Source organism: Streptomyces sp. V4I2, from assembly GCF_030817655.1.
Taxonomy (GTDB): domain Bacteria; phylum Actinomycetota; class Actinomycetes; order Streptomycetales; family Streptomycetaceae; genus Streptomyces; species Streptomyces plumbiresistens.
Window position 1 is genome coordinate 6,401,656 of record NZ_JAUSZM010000003.1, and the last position, 15,632, is coordinate 6,417,287.

The window sequence follows — 15,632 nt, forward strand, 5'->3', positions numbered from 1 at the left end:
CCGAAAAAACCGGAGCTGGCCGCCCTGTGACCAAAATCAGTCCCGCGCCTCCGCCAGCAGCTTCTGGATCCGCGAGACCCCCTCGACGAGGTCCTCGTCCCCCAGGGCGTACGACAGCCGCAGATAGCCCGGCGTACCGAAGGCCTCGCCCGGAACGACCGCGACCTCGGCCTCCTCCAGGATCAGCGCGGCCAGCGCGACGGTGTCCTGCGGGCGCTTGCCGCGGATCTCCTTGCCGAGCAGACCCTTCACCGAGGGATAGGCGTAGAAGGCGCCCTCGGGTTCGGGGCAGACGACGCCGTCGATCTCGTTGAGCATCCGCACGATCGTCTTGCGGCGGCGGTCGAAGGCCTCCCGCATCGTCGCGACGGCGTCCAGTCCGCCCGACACCGCGGCCAGCGCCGCGACCTGCGCCACGTTCGACACGTTCGACGTGGCGTGCGACTGGAGGTTCGTCGCCGCCTTCACGACGTCCTTCGGGCCGATGATCCAGCCGACCCGCCAGCCCGTCATGGCGTACGTCTTCGCGACACCGTTGACCACGATGCACTTGTCGCGCAGCTCCGGCAGGATCGCGGGCAGGGACGTGAAGGTCGCGTCGCCGTAGACCAGGTGCTCGTAGATCTCGTCCGTCATGACCCACAGGCCGTGCTCGACGGCCCAGCGGCCGATCGCCTCGGCGTCCTCGGCGCTGTAGACCGCGCCGGTCGGGTTCGAGGGGGAGACGAAGAGGACGACCTTCGTCTTCTCGGTGCGGGCCGCCTCCAGCTGCTCGACGCTGACGCGGTAGCCGGTCGTCTCGTCCGCGACCACGTCGACCGGGACACCGCCGGCCAGCCGGATCGACTCCGGGTACGTCGTCCAGTACGGCGCCGGGACGATGACCTCGTCGCCCGGGTCGAGGATCGCGGCGAAGGCCTCGTAGATGGCCTGCTTGCCGCCGTTGGTGACGAGGATCTGCGCCGGGTCGACCTCGTAGTTCGAGTCGCGCAGCGTCTTCGCGGCGATCGCGGCCTTCAGCTCGGGCAGACCACCGGCCGGCGTGTAGCGGTGGTACTTCGGGTTCTTGCAGGCCTCGACGGCCGCCTCGACGATGTAGTCCGGGGTCGGGAAGTCGGGCTCACCGGCGCCGAAGCCGATCACCGGCCGCCCGGCGGCCTTCAGGGCCTTGGCCTTGGCATCCACGGCGAGAGTGGCGGACTCGGAGATCGCGCCGACTCGGGCGGAGACCCGGCGCTCGGTGGGAGGGGTTGCAGCGCTCATGGGGCCCATCGTTTCAGACCGGAAACCACCCCGGCACGCGGGTTTCACAGACTGAACATGTACGGGCAAACCCCGGAACACCCGTCCGGAACCCGGCCGCGGCCAGGGCGATCCACAGTCGATCTTCCGCCGTTCTTCCGTCGACAGGGCGCCCACGGGCACTTTCTGTTCGACGATGGGCCACAGAACACGTACACTCTCACCTCGTTGGCCTTCAGCAGGCTGCGCTCAATCGGTGCACACCGAGCACTCGGTCGGATGCGGTACGTTGTTGGGGAACACACAAAGGGTCGTAGCTCAATTGGTAGAGCACTGGTCTCCAAAACCAGCGGTTGGGGGTTCAAGTCCCTCCGGCCCTGCTACACACTCCTTCGCCAGGATGTGTGCGCATGTACGTACAGCAATGCACCGCCGTGCGGCTCAGACCGGGCGCGGCACGGCCACGACCCGGAATCAGGTGAGGACGAGTGACGGACGCCGTGGGCTCCATCGACATGCCTGATGCCGAGGACGAGGCGCCGGAGTCCAAGAAGAAGACTCGTAAGGGCGGAAAGCGTGCCAAGAAGGGCCCGCTGAAGCGCCTCGCTCTCTTCTATCGTCAGATTGTCGCCGAGCTGCGCAAGGTCGTCTGGCCTACGCGCAGCCAGCTGACGACGTACACGACCGTCGTGATCGTCTTCGTCGTCATCATGATCGGCCTGGTCACCGTGATTGACTATGGACTCGACCACGCCGCCAAGTACGTCTTTGGCTGAGCCAAGAGCGAAGGGCGCCGTCACCGGCGCCCCTTTCGCGTGTTCCACCCCCATGTATCCAGGAAGAAGCAGCCACCGTGTCTGACCCGAACCTGAACGAGGCCGTCGAGCCGGACGAGTCCGTGGAAGACGAACTCGACATCGTCGAGGGCGCGGACGAGGATCTGGACGAGGTCGAGGCTGCCGACGCCGACGCTGGTGAGCCCGCCGAGGACGCCGCCGTGCACGTCGAGGACGAGGACGAGACCGTCGCGGACGAGACTGACGCCGACGAGTCCGCCGCCGACGAGACCGTCGCGGAAGACGAAGCGGAAGCGGAAGAGGACGTCGAGGAGGAGCCGGCCGAGCCGGTCGACCCCGTCGCCGCCCTGCGCGAGGAACTGCGCACCCTCCCCGGCGAGTGGTACGTCATCCACACGTACGCCGGTTACGAGAACCGCGTGAAGACCAACCTCGAACAGCGTGCCGTCTCGCTGAATGTCGAGGACTTCATCTTCCAGGCCGAAGTGCCGCAGGAAGAGGTCGCGCAGATCAAGAACGGCGAGCGCAAGACCATCCGCCAGAACAAGCTCCCCGGCTACGTGCTGGTGCGCATGGACCTGACGAACGAGTCCTGGGGCGTCGTCCGCAACACCCCCGGCGTCACCGGCTTCGTGGGCAACGCCTACGACCCGTACCCGCTGACCCTGGACGAGATCGTCAAGATGCTCGCCCCGGAGGCCGAGGAGAAGGCCGCCCGCGAGGCCGCCGAGGCCGAGGGCAAGCCGGCTCCGCAGCGCAAGGTCGAGGTCCAGGTGCTGGACTTCGAGGTCGGCGACTCGGTCACCGTCACCGACGGCCCGTTCGCCACGCTGCAGGCGACCATCAACGAGATCAACCCCGACTCGAAGAAGGTCAAGGGCCTCGTGGAGATCTTCGGCCGCGAGACTCCGGTCGAGCTCTCGTTCGACCAGATCCAGAAGAACTAACGCCTTCGGCGACAAAGCCACCGTTCAGGTCAGACGGCTTCGCAGCCTGTCTGACCTGCTCGGTTTTTAGCCGCGCAGAGATACCCGTTAGGGTTGTGCGGTTGCCTTCGGGCATCAGGAAACTGACAGAAAAGACAGAGGACCCGGAATGCCTCCCAAGAAGAAGAAGGTCACGGGGCTCATCAAGCTCCAGATCCAGGCCGGTGCCGCCAACCCGGCGCCGCCGGTCGGCCCCGCGCTGGGTCAGCACGGCGTCAACATCATGGAGTTCTGCAAGGCGTACAACGCCGCGACCGAGTCGCAGCGTGGCTGGGTGATCCCGGTGGAGATCACGGTCTACGAGGACCGCTCCTTCACCTTCATCACCAAGACGCCGCCGGCCGCCAAGATGATCCTCAAGGCCGCGGGCATCGAGAAGGGCTCCGGCGAGCCGCACAAGACCAAGGTCGCCAAGATCACCGAGGCGCAGGTCCGCGAGATCGCCACCACCAAGCTCGCCGACCTCAACGCCAACGACCTGGACGCCGCCGCGAAGATCATCGCCGGTACCGCGCGTTCCATGGGCGTCACGGTCGAGGGCTGAGCCCCAACCCCCGCAGAGCAGAAGAAGTGGCAGGGCCTGCTCGGCCCACACCACGACTCCTCAAGAACACACAGGAGCAGTAGTGAGCAAGCGCAGCAAGTCTCTCCGCGCTGCGGACGCCAAGATCGACCGGGACAAGTTCTACGCCCCGCTCGAGGCCGTCCGCCTCGCCAAGGAGACCTCCACGAGCAAGTTCGACGGCACCGTCGAGGTCGCCTTCCGTCTGGGTGTCGACCCGCGCAAGGCCGACCAGATGGTCCGTGGCACCGTGAACCTCCCGCACGGCACCGGCAAGACCGCCCGGGTCCTGGTCTTCGCGACCGGTGACCGTGCCGAGGCCGCTCGTGCCGCGGGCGCCGACATCGTCGGCGCCGACGAGCTCATCGACGAGGTGTCGAAGGGCCGTCTGGACTTCGACGCCGTCGTCGCCACCCCGGACCTCATGGGCAAGGTCGGCCGCCTCGGCCGTGTCCTCGGCCCGCGTGGTCTGATGCCCAACCCGAAGACCGGCACCGTGACTCCTGACGTCGTCAAGGCCGTCAACGAGATCAAGGGCGGCAAGATCGAGTTCCGCGTCGACAAGCACTCGAACCTGCACTTCATCATCGGCAAGGCGTCCTTCGACGACACCCAGCTGGTGGAGAACTACGGCGCGGCCCTGGACGAGATCCTTCGTCTGAAGCCCTCCGCCGCCAAGGGTCGCTACATCAAGAAGGCCGCGATCAGCACCACGATCGGCCCCGGCATTCCGCTCGACCCGAACCGCACCCGCAACCTCCTTGTCGAGGAGGACCCGGCTGCGGTCTGAGCCTGACGGCTCGCCTGGTCGGCGACGGGCCCCGCACCTTCTCGGTGCGGGGCCCGTTCCTGTGTGAGGGGACTGTGCCCTGGGTTAGCGTGCGCACAGGGCGATGGCACAGGGGGACGTATGAAGTGCACGACGGGGCGACGCGGTGTCCGCTCGGTCGCGATGGCGGCCGCACTGACGGTGCTGACCGCCTGTACCTCCTCCGAGCCCTCCCCGAAGCCCGAGAACGACCGTGCGGCGACCTCCGAGTTCCTCCCGGCCCTGCGCCTGGCCGAGCGGTCCACCGACCGGGCCGAGTCGGCCAGGGTCCGGTCCACCACCGCCATGGGCACCCAACTGTCCGTCGAGTCCGTGGGCGCCCTCGACTGGGGCAGCGCGCTCACCGGCACCCTGACCATCACGTACACCGGCGGCACCACGGCCGAGACGATGCGCGGCCTCGGCATCACGTCGATGGAGGCCCGCTATCTGTCCGACGCCTACTACGCGCGGATGGGCGACGCGTTCGCCGAGAAGGCCGGCGGCAAGCACTGGCTCAGGTACGTCTACGACGATCTCGAGGCCCTCGGCGGCGGTGGCGCGAACTTCGCCGACCAGATGCGCAACACCACGCCCAACCAGTCGGTGAAGCTGCTCCTGGACTGCGAGGACGTGCGCGAGGTCGGCGCGGAGACGGTGAGCGGGCAGCCCACCACGCACTACTCCGGCACGGTCGAGGTGAGCGACGTCGCCGACGCCGAGCTGCGGCAGCAGCTGGAAGGGGCCGGGGTGACCACACAGACCGTCGACATCTGGGTCGACGCCCAGGACCTGCTGGTCAAGAAGGTCGAAAAGGGCCGGATGGCCACCGGCGAGCTGACCCAGACCGCGTACTACAGCGACTACGGCGTGCGGGTCTCCGTGCAAAAGCCTCCGGCCGACGACACCGAGGACTTCAAGGAGCTCCTGAAGCAGCAGGGCGCGCTCGGCAACACCCCCTGAGCCACAGGGAATTCACGGCAGGCGCCGGAGTTGCCGCACTGCTCCTGGCCGCCGGTGCCGCGGGCTGCGGGACGGCGGCGGAGGAGTCGCCGAAGATGACGGCGCTCGACCGAGGGTCGGACCAGGTCGCGGAGATCCGGTTCGTGGACAAGGTCATGTACATGGGCGGGGGAGCCCCGGTGACGGTCACGGCCCCGCCGGCGAAGGACACCGTCGACATCGCCGAGGCGATGGACTCCATGGCAGACGCCGCGCGCTGAGCCCCGTACGGGCGGATTTGCTCGACGGCGATCCCGTCGCGTACTCTCCTCAGGAAGCCAAAGACCGCTGGTCGTTGCCGTGTGCTCGTAAGAGGGCGCGGTGGCCGAAGGATCCGCTGAACTGCGGACGACCCGCGCAGGTGACCGTGGATGTGCTCCCGGAGTTCGCTGCTCGCGTTGCGAATGCCGGTCGAGCTACGCCCCGTGCGCCTGCGCCGGGGCGTTTCGTTCGTCCCAGCCCCTTCTGAGCGGTCCTCATCACCCGGAAGGAGGCCGACGCTCTATGGCAAGGCCCGACAAGGCTGCCGCGGTGGCCGAGCTCGCGGAGCAGTTCCGTAGCTCGAATGCCGCCGTGCTGACCGAGTACCGGGGTCTCACCGTGGCGCAGCTCAAGACGCTGCGTCGTTCGCTCGGTGAGAACGCCCAGTACGCCGTGGTGAAGAACACGCTGACCAAGATTGCGGCCAACGAGGCCGGGATCTCTACGCTCGACGACCTGTTCAACGGTCCGACGGCAGTCGCCTTCGTCACCGGTGACCCGGTGGAGTCGGCGAAGGGTCTTCGTGACTTCGCCAAGGACAACCCGAACCTCGTCATCAAGGGCGGTGTCCTTGACGGCAAGGCGCTGTCCGCCGACGAGATCAAGAAGCTTGCGGACCTCGAGTCCCGCGAGGTTCTGCTCTCCAAGCTGGCGGGTGCCTTCAAGGGCAAGCAGACTCAGGCTGCTCAGGTCTTCCAGGCGCTCCCGTCGAAGCTCGTCCGCACCGTGGACGCGCTTCGTGCCAAGCAGGACGAGCAGGGCGGTGCCGAGTAACTCGGCTCCCGAAATGATCGCTGCCTGAGGCTTCCCGCCTGAGGTGACGGTCGTCGCGGGCCGAACGTACGCCCGCCAGACATGTACATACCGGCACCAGCCGAAAAAGTGGAAGGATCGCCCATCATGGCGAAGCTCAGCCAGGAAGACCTGCTCGCGCAGTTCGAAGAGATGACCCTCATCGAGCTCTCCGAGTTCGTGAAGGCGTTCGAGGAGAAGTTCGACGTCACCGCCGCCGCCGCGGTCGCCGTTGCCGGCCCGGCCGGTCCGGCCGCCCCGGCCGAGGCTGCCGAGGAGCAGGACGAGTTCGACGTCATCCTCACCGGCGCCGGCGAGAAGAAGATCCAGGTCATCAAGGTCGTGCGTGAGCTGACCTCCCTGGGCCTCAAGGAGGCCAAGGGACCTCGTGGACGGCGCCCCGAAGCCCGTTCTCGAGAAGGTCGCCAAGGAGGCCGCGGAGAAGGCCGCCGAGTCCCTCAAGGGCGCCGGCGCTTCCGTCGAGGTCAAGTAACACCTCACGGGTCCGCACGGACTCACGCGTGTTGCCGGCCCTCGTAGAGGGGCTGTAACGCTGACGCACCGAAGAGCGATCATCCATCTGGGTGGTCGCTCTTCGGCGTTCGGGGAGCCGGGCGGCGGCTGCCTTGCACCGGTGTTCGTGCGGAGTATGGTGATCTTCGTCGTGTCTCCGGGCGCCCCCGGTGCAGGCTGCACGTGACGAGCGCAGCACCCGGTTCGGGCAAGGAGGGCCTTGACGAACCGCACGCAGCGCGCAATTCTCAGGACGCGTCGTCACAAGGATCCGAATCCGAGGCATGGATCGGCGACGAAGAGGGCAGTATCACCGTGCGTTGAGGACGTGGGCTTGCCGAAGGTGTTGAGAGCAACGAGGGTCTTGAAAAACCCGGACTGGACATCAGTGTGCCAAATGGCTACACTGACCCTTTGCGCTGCCTGTTAGCTGCCTCCTGCCCGTCACCAGGGGCATACCCTCACTTGAGCACCGACGATCAGACCGTATCTGACCTGGCCCTTTGAGCCGGAGAAGGAACCGTCTGTCTCTGTGCCCGGGAGAGGGACCGGTACGCGCGTAGTGAGTCCGAGCCCTCGGAAGGACCCCCTCTTGGCCGCCTCGCGCACTGCCTCGACCGCGAATACGAACAACGGCGCCAGCACCGCCCCGCTGCGCATCTCCTTTGCAAAGATCAAGGAGCCCCTCGAGGTTCCGAACCTTCTTGCGCTGCAAACCGAGAGCTTCGACTGGCTGCTCGGCAACGACGCGTGGAAGGCTCGTGTCGAGGCGGCTCTGGAGTCCGGTCAGGACGTCCCCACCAAGTCCGGTCTGGAGGAGATCTTCGAGGAGATCTCTCCGATCGAGGACTTCTCCGGGTCGATGTCGCTGACGTTCCGCGACCACCGTTTCGAGCCGCCTAAGAACAGCATCGACGAGTGCAAGGACCGCGACTTCACGTACGCGGCCCCGCTCTTCGTCACCGCCGAGTTCACCAACAACGAGACCGGCGAGATCAAGTCCCAGACCGTCTTCATGGGCGACTTCCCGCTCATGACCGGCAAGGGCACCTTCGTCATCAACGGCACCGAACGTGTCGTGGTGTCGCAGCTGGTCCGCTCGCCGGGTGTCTACTTCGACTCCTCCATCGACAAGACGTCCGACAAGGACATCTTCTCCGCCAAGATCATCCCGTCCCGGGGTGCCTGGCTGGAGATGGAGATCGACAAGCGCGACATGGTCGGTGTGCGCATCGACCGCAAGCGCAAGCAGTCCGTCACCGTCCTGCTCAAGGCTCTCGGCTGGACCACCGAGCAGATCCTCGAGGAGTTCGGCGAGTACGAGTCCATGCGCGCCACCCTGGAGAAGGACCACACCCAGGGCCAGGACGACGCGCTGCTCGACATCTACCGCAAGCTGCGTCCGGGCGAGCCCCCGACGCGTGAGGCCGCGCAGACCCTGCTCGAGAACCTCTACTTCAACCCCAAGCGCTACGACCTCGCCAAGGTCGGCCGCTACAAGGTCAACAAGAAGCTGGGTGGGGACGCTCCGCTGAATGCGGGTGTCCTGACCGTCGAGGACGTCATCTCGACGATCAAGTACCTGGTGAAGCTGCACGCCGGCGAGACCGAGACGGCCGCTGACAACGGCACGACGATCGTCGTCGAGACCGACGACATCGACCACTTCGGCAACCGTCGTCTGCGCAGCGTCGGCGAGCTCATCCAGAACCAGGTCCGTACGGGTCTGGCGCGTATGGAGCGAGTCGTCCGCGAGCGGATGACGACCCAGGACGTCGAGGCGATCACGCCGCAGACCCTGATCAACATCCGGCCGGTCGTCGCCTCCATCAAGGAGTTCTTCGGCACCAGCCAGCTGTCGCAGTTCATGGACCAGAACAACCCGCTGTCGGGTCTCACCCACAAGCGCCGTCTGTCGGCTCTTGGCCCGGGTGGTCTCTCCCGTGAGCGGGCCGGCTTCGAGGTCCGTGACGTGCACCCGTCCCACTACGGACGTATGTGCCCGATCGAGACGCCTGAAGGCCCGAACATCGGTCTGATCGGTTCGCTCGCCTCCTACGGCCGCGTCAACGCGTTCGGTTTCGTCGAGACGCCGTACCGCAAGGTCACCGGCGGTGTCGTCACCGACGACGTCGACTACCTGACGGCCGACGAAGAGGACCGATTCGTCATCGCGCAGGCGAACGCCGAGCTCAATGACGACATGCGTTTCACCGAGAACCGCGTCCTGGTCCGCCGCCGTGGCGGCGAGGTCGACTACGTCCCCGGTGACGACGTGGACTACATGGACGTCTCGCCGCGCCAGATGGTGTCGGTCGCGACCGCCATGATCCCGTTCCTCGAGCACGACGACGCCAACCGTGCCCTGATGGGCGCGAACATGATGCGTCAGGCCGTGCCGCTCATCAAGAGCGAGTCCCCGCTCGTCGGCACCGGCATGGAGTACCGCTCCGCCGTCGACGCCGGCGACGTGGTCAAGGCCGAGAAGGCGGGTGTGGTCCAGGAGGTCTCCGCGGACTACATCACCACCGCGAACGACGACGGCACGTACATCACGTACCGCCTGGCCAAGTTCGCCCGCTCCAACCAGGGCACCTCGGTCAACCAGAAGGTCATCGTCAACGAGGGCGACCGGATCATCGACGGCCAGGTCCTGGCCGACGGTCCGGCCACCGAGAACGGCGAGATGGCGCTGGGCAAGAACCTGCTCGTGGCGTTCATGCCGTGGGAGGGTCACAACTACGAGGACGCGATCATCCTGTCGCAGCGCCTCGTGCAGGACGACGTCCTCTCCTCGATCCACATCGAGGAGCACGAGGTCGACGCCCGTGACACCAAGCTCGGCCCCGAGGAGATCACCCGGGACATCCCGAACGTCTCCGAGGAGGTCCTCGCCGACCTCGACGAGCGCGGCATCATCCGTATCGGTGCCGAGGTCGTCGCCGGCGACATCCTGGTCGGCAAGGTCACGCCCAAGGGTGAGACCGAGCTGACCCCGGAGGAGCGCCTGCTCCGTGCGATCTTCGGTGAGAAGGCCCGTGAGGTCCGTGACACCTCGCTGAAGGTGCCGCACGGCGAGATCGGCAAGGTCATCGGCGTCCGCGTCTTCGACCGTGAAGAGGGCGACGAGCTGCCGCCGGGCGTGAACCAGCTGGTTCGTGTCTACGTGGCGCAGAAGCGCAAGATCACGGACGGCGACAAGCTGGCCGGCCGTCACGGCAACAAGGGTGTCATCTCCAAGATCCTGCCCATCGAGGACATGCCGTTCCTCGAGGACGGGACCCCGGTCGACATCATCCTCAACCCGCTGGGTGTGCCGTCCCGAATGAACCCGGGACAGGTCCTGGAGATCCACCTCGGCTGGCTCGCCAGCCGCGGCTGGGACGTCTCCGGCCTCGCGGAGGACTGGGCGCAGCGCCTCCAGGTCATCGGCGCCGACCAGGTCGACCCCGGCACGAACGTGGCGACCCCGGTGTTCGACGGCGCCCGCGAGGACGAGCTGACCGGTCTGCTGGAGCACACCATCCCGAACCGCGACGGGGACCGTCTGGTCCTCCCGTCCGGCAAGGCGAGGATGTTCGACGGCCGTTCCGGCGAGCCGTTCCCGGAGCCGATCTCGGTCGGCTTCATGTACATCCTCAAGCTCCACCACCTGGTCGACGACAAGCTGCACGCCCGGTCGACCGGTCCGTACTCGATGATCACCCAGCAGCCGCTGGGTGGTAAGGCCCAGTTCGGTGGCCAGCGCTTCGGTGAGATGGAGGTGTGGGCGCTGGAGGCTTATGGCGCCGCGTACGCCCTCCAGGAGCTGCTGACCATCAAGTCCGACGACGTCACCGGCCGCGTGAAGGTCTACGAGGCCATCGTCAAGGGCGAGAACATTCCCGAGCCCGGCATCCCCGAGTCCTTCAAGGTGCTCATCAAGGAGATGCAGTCCCTGTGCCTCAACGTGGAGGTGCTGTCCTCGGACGGCATGTCCATCGAGATGCGCGACACCGACGAGGACGTCTTCCGCGCTGCGGAGGAGCTTGGCATCGACCTGTCCCGGCGTGAGCCGAGCAGCGTCGAAGAGGTCTGACGGGAGTTCGGAGGCCTTCACCATGAAGGCCTCCGGCCCCAGGACCCCCGTATCAGACCCCATGACTTACAACCCTGAGAGGGATTGACGCATAGTGCTCGACGTCAACTTCTTCGACGAGCTCCGGATCGGTCTGGCCACCGCTGACGACATCCGTCAGTGGAGCCACGGCGAGGTCAAGAAGCCCGAGACGATCAACTACCGCACGCTCAAGCCCGAAAAGGACGGACTCTTCTGCGAGAAGATCTTCGGTCCGACCCGGGACTGGGAGTGCTACTGCGGCAAGTACAAGCGCGTCCGCTTCAAGGGCATCATCTGTGAGCGCTGCGGCGTCGAGGTGACTCGCGCCAAGGTGCGCCGTGAGCGGATGGGCCACATCGAGCTCGCCGCGCCCGTCACGCACATCTGGTACTTCAAGGGCGTTCCGTCGCGGCTGGGCTACCTGCTCGACCTCGCCCCGAAGGACCTCGAGAAGGTCATCTACTTCGCGGCGTACATGATCACGTACGTCGACGAGGAGCGCCGCACCCGCGACCTGCCCTCCCTGGAGGCGCACGTCTCCGTCGAGCGGCAGCAGGTCGAGAACCGCCGGGACTCCGACCTGGAGGCCCGCGCCAAGAAGCTCGAGACCGACCTGGCCGAGCTGGAGGCCGAGGGCGCCAAGGCCGACGTGCGCCGCAAGGTGCGCGAAGGTGCCGAGCGGGAGATGAAGCAGCTGCGCGACCGTTCGCAGCGCGAGATCGACCGTCTCGACGAGGTGTGGACCCGGTTCAAGAACCTCAAGGTCCAGGACCTCGAGGGCGACGAGCTGCTCTACCGCGAGCTGCGTGACCGCTTCGGCACGTACTTCGACGGTTCGATGGGAGCCGCGGCGCTGCAGAAGCGCCTGGAGTCCTTCGACCTCGACGAAGAGGCCGAGCGGCTGCGCGAGATCATCCGTACCGGCAAGGGCCAGAAGAAGACCCGTGCGCTGAAGCGGCTGAAGGTCGTGTCTGCCTTCCTGCAGACCTCCAACAGCCCCAAGGGCATGGTCCTCGACTGCGTCCCGGTCATCCCGCCGGACCTTCGCCCGATGGTGCAGCTGGACGGTGGCCGCTTCGCGACCTCCGACCTGAACGACCTGTACCGCCGTGTGATCAACCGGAACAACCGCCTGAAGCGGCTTCTCGACCTCGGCGCGCCCGAGATCATCGTGAACAACGAGAAGCGCATGCTCCAGGAGGCCGTGGACGCCCTCTTCGACAACGGTCGTCGTGGTCGCCCGGTCACCGGTCCCGGCAACCGCCCGCTGAAGTCCCTGAGCGACATGCTCAAGGGCAAGCAGGGTCGATTCCGTCAGAACCTGCTCGGCAAGCGTGTGGACTACTCCGCGCGTTCCGTGATCGTCGTCGGTCCGCAGCTGAAGCTGCACCAGTGTGGTCTGCCCAAGGCCATGGCGCTGGAGCTCTTCAAGCCGTTCGTGATGAAGCGCCTGGTCGACCTGAACCACGCGCAGAACATCAAGAGCGCCAAGCGGATGGTCGAGCGCGGCCGCACGGTCGTGTACGACGTCCTCGAAGAGGTCATCGCCGAGCACCCGGTCCTGCTGAACCGTGCTCCCACCCTGCACCGCCTCGGCATCCAGGCCTTCGAGCCGCAGCTGGTCGAGGGCAAGGCCATCCAGATCCACCCGCTCGTCTGCACCGCGTTCAACGCGGACTTCGACGGTGACCAGATGGCCGTGCACCTTCCGCTGTCCGCGGAGGCGCAGGCCGAGGCCCGCATCCTGATGCTGTCCTCGAACAACATCCTCAAGCCCGCCGACGGCCGTCCGGTGACGATGCCGACCCAGGACATGGTCCTCGGTCTGTTCTTCCTCACCACCGACGGCGAACTGCGTGACACCAAGGGCGAGGGCCGGTCCTTCGGCTCCACGGCCGAGGCGATCATGGCGTTCGACGCCGGCGAGCTCGCGCTGCAGTCGCCGATCGACATCCGCTTCCCGGTGGGCACCATCCCGCCGCGCGGCTGGACGCCGCCGGCGCGCGAGGAGGGCGAGCCCGAGTGGCAGCAGGGGGACACGTTCCGCCTGCGCACCACCCTGGGCCGCGCGCTCTTCAACGAGCTGCTGCCCGAGGACTACCCGTTCGTCGACTACTCGGTGGGCAAGAAGCAGCTCTCCGAGATCGTCAACGACCTGGCCGAGCGCTACCCCAAGGTCATCGTGGCGGCGACGCTCGACAACCTGAAGGCGGCAGGCTTCTACTGGGCGACCCGTTCCGGTGTCACCGTGGCCATCTCCGACGTCGTCGTTCCCGAGGCGAAGAAGGAGATCGTCAAGGGCTACGAGGCGCTGGACGAGAAGGTCCAGAAGCAGTACGAGCGCGGTCTGATCACCAAGGAAGAGCGCACGCAGGAACTCATCGCGATCTGGACCAAGGCGACCAACGAGGTCGCCGAGGCGATGAACGCGAACTTCCCCAAGACGAACCCCATCTTCATGATGGTTGACTCGGGTGCCCGAGGAAACATGATGCAGATGCGGCAGATCGCCGGTATGCGTGGTCTGGTGTCGAACGCGAAGAACGAGACCATCCCGCGTCCGATCAAGGCGTCCTTCCGTGAGGGCCTGTCCGTGCTGGAGTACTTCATCTCCACGCACGGTGCCCGTAAGGGTCTGGCGGACACCGCCCTGCGTACCGCCGACTCGGGTTACCTGACCCGTCGTCTGGTGGACGTCTCGCAGGACGTCATCATCCGCGAGGAGGACTGCGGCACCGAGCGCGGTCTGAAGCTGCGGATCGCCAACCGCGACGCCGACGGTGTGCTGCGCAAGACGGACGACGTCGAGACCAGCGTCTACGCCCGCATGCTCGCCGAGGACGTCGTCATCGACGGCAAGGTGATCGCGCCGGCCAACGTCGACCTCGGCGATGTCCTCATCGACCAGCTGGTGCGCCACGGTGTCGAGGAGGTCAAGACCCGTTCGATCCTGACCTGCGAGTCGCACGTCGGCACCTGCGCCATGTGCTACGGCCGCTCGCTGGCCACCGGCAAGCTGGTCGACATCGGTGAGGCGGTCGGCATCATCGCCGCCCAGTCCATCGGTGAGCCCGGTACCCAGCTGACGATGCGTACCTTCCACACCGGTGGTGTGGCCGGTGACGACATCACCCAGGGTCTGCCCCGTGTCGTCGAGCTCTTCGAGGCTCGTACGCCGAAGGGTGTCGCCCCGATCTCCGAGGCCCAGGGCCGCGTGCGGATCGAGGAGACCGAGAAGACCAAGAAGATCGTCGTCACCCCGGACGACGGCAGCGACGAGACGGCGTTCCCGATCTCGAAGCGTGCCCGACTCCTGGTCAGCGAGGGCGAGCACGTCGAGGTGGGCCAGAAGCTCACCGTGGGTGCCACCAACCCGCACGACGTGCTGCGCATCCTGGGTCAGCGTGCCGTCCAGGTCCACCTGGTCGGCGAGGTCCAGAAGGTCTACAACTCGCAGGGTGTGTCGATCCACGACAAGCACATCGAGATCATCATCCGGCAGATGCTGCGCCGTGTGACGATCATCGAGTCGGGCGACGCGGAGCTGCTGCCCGGCGAGCTGGTCGAGCGTTCGAAGTTCGAGACCGAGAACCGTCGTGTGGTCCAGGAGGGCGGTCACCCGGCCTCCGGTCGTCCGCAGCTGATGGGTATCACCAAGGCCTCGCTGGCGACCGAGTCGTGGCTGTCGGCGGCGTCCTTCCAGGAGACGACCAGGGTTCTGACGGACGCGGCGATCAACGCCAAGTCCGACTCCCTGATCGGCCTCAAGGAGAACGTCATCATCGGTAAGCTCATCCCGGCCGGTACGGGCCTGTCCCGCTACCGCAACATCCGGGTCGAGCCGACCGAGGAGGCCAAGGCCGCGATGTACTCGGCCGTCGGCTACGACGACATCGACTACTCGCCGTTCGGCACGGGCTCCGGCCAGGCCGTTCCGCTGGAGGACTACGACTACGGTCCGTACAACCAGTAGTAGTTGGTGCTGAGGTCCTGAGGTTCTGAGTTCTGAGGTCCTGAGGTTCTGAAGGGCGGTCACCCCGTTTCGTACGGGGTGGCCGCCCTTCGGCCTGTTCAGCGTGCTGCCAGTTCCCAGGCCATGACGATCATGGTGGCTACGGCGGCCAGCGCGCCGATGCTGGCAAGCGGCCAGCGGGAGTGCTCCAGGGCGTCCAACCGCTGTTCGTGATCGGCGAGTTGCTTGTCGGTCTGGTCGCTGCGCTGGACGAGGAGGGCGAGGGACCCGTCGACGCGGGCGAAACCGGCCTCGACGGTGCCGCGCAGGCGTTCCAGTTCGAGGGCGACGTCGTGTTGTTGCTGCTCCGGAGGTGTCATCCGTCACCCCCGGAGTCCGGGCTGTCTGTGCGCAGCCAGGCGGGAAGCAGGGTCTGGACGCCGGGTACGGCCATGACCCGGGTCACGCCCGCGGCGACGGCGAGGGCGCCGGCCACCCAGGGGAGTGTCCTGGAGATGCCGGCGGCGTCGACGACCGTCGGCAGCAGGACGCACAGGCCGGCAGCGGTCTGGACAACGGTGCGGAGGGTCCGCTTGGCGGCCTCTGACATGAGGGCCT

The 15,632-nt window shown here is 66.6% G+C and carries 12 protein-coding genes, 1 tRNA gene and 1 pseudogene; 11 read left to right on the plus strand and 3 right to left on the minus strand.

Annotated features, from left to right (window positions below; genetic code table 11):
• Positions 1–36: 36 nt before the first annotated feature.
• Positions 37–1,263, minus strand: a complete 1,227-nt coding sequence (locus QFZ76_RS30400; protein ID WP_266435156.1) for a pyridoxal phosphate-dependent aminotransferase — start codon at positions 1,261–1,263, stop codon at positions 37–39.
• A 286-nt stretch (positions 1,264–1,549) separates the two neighbouring features.
• Between QFZ76_RS30400 and QFZ76_RS30405 the strand changes: the two genes are divergently transcribed.
• From QFZ76_RS30405 to QFZ76_RS30455, 11 genes and pseudogenes are all read left to right on the plus strand, one after another.
• Positions 1,550–1,622: transfer RNA gene (locus QFZ76_RS30405), tRNA-Trp, on the plus strand.
• 108 nt (positions 1,623–1,730) lie between these two features.
• Positions 1,731–2,018 carry a preprotein translocase subunit SecE gene (gene secE, locus QFZ76_RS30410; protein WP_030039741.1) on the plus strand — a complete coding sequence of 96 codons (288 nt, stop codon included), beginning with the start codon at positions 1,731–1,733 and terminating at the stop codon, positions 2,016–2,018.
• Positions 2,019–2,095: 77 nt separating this feature from the next.
• On the plus strand, positions 2,096–2,986 hold the full coding sequence (nusG, locus tag QFZ76_RS30415; protein ID WP_307676694.1) for a transcription termination/antitermination protein NusG: 891 nt from the start codon (positions 2,096–2,098) through the stop codon (positions 2,984–2,986).
• Positions 2,987–3,134: 148 nt separating this feature from the next.
• Complete coding sequence (rplK, locus tag QFZ76_RS30420; protein WP_266435150.1) at positions 3,135–3,569, plus strand: 50S ribosomal protein L11; 435 nt, start codon at positions 3,135–3,137, stop codon at positions 3,567–3,569.
• A gap of 82 nt (positions 3,570–3,651) precedes the next feature.
• Positions 3,652–4,377: a 50S ribosomal protein L1 gene (rplA, locus tag QFZ76_RS30425; protein ID WP_307676695.1), complete on the plus strand. Its 726-nt coding sequence runs from the start codon at positions 3,652–3,654 to the stop codon at positions 4,375–4,377.
• A 120-nt stretch (positions 4,378–4,497) separates the two neighbouring features.
• The gene (locus QFZ76_RS30430) at positions 4,498–5,358 is read left to right on the plus strand and encodes a hypothetical protein (protein ID WP_307676696.1); all 861 of its coding nucleotides are present in this window, start codon (positions 4,498–4,500) and stop codon (positions 5,356–5,358) included.
• Between the two features lie 95 nt (positions 5,359–5,453).
• Positions 5,454–5,618, plus strand: coding sequence for a hypothetical protein (locus tag QFZ76_RS30435; RefSeq protein ID WP_307680392.1), 165 nt, complete (start codon positions 5,454–5,456; stop codon positions 5,616–5,618).
• Positions 5,619–5,901: 283 nt separating this feature from the next.
• A complete protein-coding gene (rplJ, locus tag QFZ76_RS30440; RefSeq protein WP_030039746.1) occupies positions 5,902–6,432 on the plus strand; it encodes a 50S ribosomal protein L10 in 531 nt (176 codons plus the stop codon).
• A 126-nt stretch (positions 6,433–6,558) separates the two neighbouring features.
• Positions 6,559–6,943, plus strand: a pseudogene (gene rplL / locus QFZ76_RS30445) (50S ribosomal protein L7/L12).
• A 612-nt stretch (positions 6,944–7,555) separates the two neighbouring features.
• Positions 7,556–11,041, plus strand: a complete 3,486-nt coding sequence (gene rpoB / locus QFZ76_RS30450; RefSeq protein WP_307676697.1) for a DNA-directed RNA polymerase subunit beta — start codon at positions 7,556–7,558, stop codon at positions 11,039–11,041.
• A 94-nt stretch (positions 11,042–11,135) separates the two neighbouring features.
• Positions 11,136–15,035 carry a DNA-directed RNA polymerase subunit beta' gene (locus tag QFZ76_RS30455; RefSeq protein ID WP_307676698.1) on the plus strand — a complete coding sequence of 1,300 codons (3,900 nt, stop codon included), beginning with the start codon at positions 11,136–11,138 and terminating at the stop codon, positions 15,033–15,035.
• Between the two features lie 98 nt (positions 15,036–15,133).
• On the opposite strand, the gene QFZ76_RS30460 is transcribed toward QFZ76_RS30455, so the two are convergent.
• Complete coding sequence (locus QFZ76_RS30460; protein ID WP_266435116.1) at positions 15,134–15,394, minus strand: hypothetical protein; 261 nt, start codon at positions 15,392–15,394, stop codon at positions 15,134–15,136.
• Positions 15,391–15,624: a hypothetical protein gene (locus QFZ76_RS30465; protein WP_307676699.1), complete on the minus strand. Its 234-nt coding sequence runs from the start codon at positions 15,622–15,624 to the stop codon at positions 15,391–15,393. Before QFZ76_RS30465 ends, QFZ76_RS30460 begins: the two co-directional genes overlap by 4 nt.
• Positions 15,625–15,632: the final 8 nt, after the last annotated feature.

Coding starts and splice junctions, on each gene's coding strand:
- rplJ (WP_030039746.1), top strand. CDS start 5,902: ATGGCAAGGCCCGACAAGGCTGCCGCGGTGGCCGAGCTCGCGGAGCAG.
- QFZ76_RS30435 (WP_307680392.1), top strand. CDS start 5,454: ATGACGGCGCTCGACCGAGGGTCGGACCAGGTCGCGGAGATCCGGTTC.
- QFZ76_RS30430 (WP_307676696.1), top strand. CDS start 4,498: ATGAAGTGCACGACGGGGCGACGCGGTGTCCGCTCGGTCGCGATGGCG.
- QFZ76_RS30460 (WP_266435116.1), bottom strand. CDS start 15,394: ATGACACCTCCGGAGCAGCAACAACACGACGTCGCCCTCGAACTGGAA.
- rplK (WP_266435150.1), top strand. CDS start 3,135: ATGCCTCCCAAGAAGAAGAAGGTCACGGGGCTCATCAAGCTCCAGATC.
- QFZ76_RS30465 (WP_307676699.1), bottom strand. CDS start 15,624: ATGTCAGAGGCCGCCAAGCGGACCCTCCGCACCGTTGTCCAGACCGCT.
- QFZ76_RS30400 (WP_266435156.1), bottom strand. CDS start 1,263: ATGAGCGCTGCAACCCCTCCCACCGAGCGCCGGGTCTCCGCCCGAGTC.